Origin of the sequence: Bradyrhizobium erythrophlei (assembly GCF_042430365.1) — a bacterium.
Taxonomy (GTDB): Bacteria; Pseudomonadota; Alphaproteobacteria; order Rhizobiales; family Xanthobacteraceae; genus Bradyrhizobium; species Bradyrhizobium erythrophlei.
Genome location: NZ_JBHMET010000184.1, coordinates 1 through 1249, shown reverse-complemented (window position 1 = coordinate 1249; position 1249 = coordinate 1). Strand labels below are relative to the sequence as shown.

The window sequence follows — 1249 nt, the reverse complement described above, 5'->3', positions numbered from 1 at the left end:
GATCGGCTGCTTGGGGCATCGCCGCTTGGGTGTCTTCTCACCCTCGCTCGGGTGAGTGCCACTCCAGCGAGCGGCCAAAGGATTGGCACGGGACTGGGCCGTGCGCCCTTACTTCAGAAACGCCATCGTCTGCCGATCCGCTAACGGGGCTTCGTCCTCTTGCTGGCCGGCTTGAAGAATTCTGCCGGTTCAACATCAAGGACGGCAGAAAATTTGCCAATGATTTCCAGACCTACGTAGGTAATGCCCCTTTCCACCTTGCTCACATGAGCGCGGTCGACAGCTGCCTCATGGGCTAGCTCTTCCTGGGAAATCCCCCGCTGGTGCCGAATGCGGCGCAAGTTCGTTGCGAATAGCTGACGCAGATCCATTGCGCCAGCCAAGCGGCTTGTGGTTTATTGACCCACGGCTTTAAAACCGAATTCGTGTGGCGTGAGTAGATGGGAGGACCCTATGCCTCATGCGCTGACCCACCCCGGTGTTGCGGCAATTGCGCCGGCCGATCCGGCCTTAACCCCCTATGACCACGCCCACCGTGTGACTTATCTCAGGTTGCTCGACGCGTACGCTGAAGGTACCGACTGGCGCGAGGTCGTACGAGTTGTGTTGGACATCGATCCGGATCGGGAGCCGGAACAGGCGCGCAAAACGTTTGAAAGCCATCTAGCCCGAGCCCAGTGGATGACTGAACACGGCTACAGACACCTGTTGAAAGGCGTATTTGGATAGGTTCAATCCGCCAGTGGGAACAGCTCTCGCAAGTTCTAAACAACTGAGTTGACACATGCCTTCGGAGGGGAAACGCCTACAATCAGGTTGAGCGGCTGTTGTCGATGACCGGCCATTGAGCGGGACAGGCTTGTGTCGAAGGCGTAATCCCATTTTTCGGCCGGAGCTGAAACGGTGAGCTTTGGTCTGGGAAGGTCGAAGACCCCTTATCTTTCAATGGGGATTGACTGACACTCTCTCCGCCATTGCCCGATTTTGTTCGCTTGCTTACGATTTTCTACGATTTCATACGATCGATGGTAGCGGCTCGCCGTGCGATGTGCGCTCTTTCACGGTCGGTTTCCCCCAAATAGATGAAGCGTCCGTGAAGCTAAGCTCGCCTATCATGCCGCGATTGCCCAACAAAGGAGCTTGCGTTCGGCGGTCGGTCATGGCCGATCAGTATCGGCAGCGACCCGACCTCTAGCAGTCTGCTGAAAAACCTCTCGCCGTAGCGAGAATTTGCTGATTCAATTTTTTA

The 1249-nt window shown here is 56.3% G+C and carries 2 protein-coding genes; one reads left to right on the top strand and one right to left on the bottom strand.

Features of this window, described 5'->3' with window-relative positions; all coding sequences use genetic code 11:
* Positions 1-140: 140 nt before the first annotated feature.
* The gene (locus ACFFWD_RS25935; RefSeq protein ID WP_376969931.1) at positions 141-371 is read right to left on the bottom strand and encodes a helix-turn-helix domain-containing protein; all 231 of its coding nucleotides are present in this window, start codon (positions 369-371) and stop codon (positions 141-143) included.
* 82 nt (positions 372-453) lie between these two features.
* Between ACFFWD_RS25935 and ACFFWD_RS25930 the strand changes: the two genes are divergently transcribed.
* A complete protein-coding gene (locus ACFFWD_RS25930; protein ID WP_376969929.1) occupies positions 454-729 on the top strand; it encodes a DNA -binding domain-containing protein in 276 nt (91 codons plus the stop codon).
* Positions 730-1249: the final 520 nt, after the last annotated feature.

Coding starts and splice junctions, on each gene's coding strand:
- ACFFWD_RS25935 (WP_376969931.1), bottom strand. CDS start 371: ATGGATCTGCGTCAGCTATTCGCAACGAACTTGCGCCGCATTCGGCAC.
- ACFFWD_RS25930 (WP_376969929.1), top strand. CDS start 454: ATGCCTCATGCGCTGACCCACCCCGGTGTTGCGGCAATTGCGCCGGCC.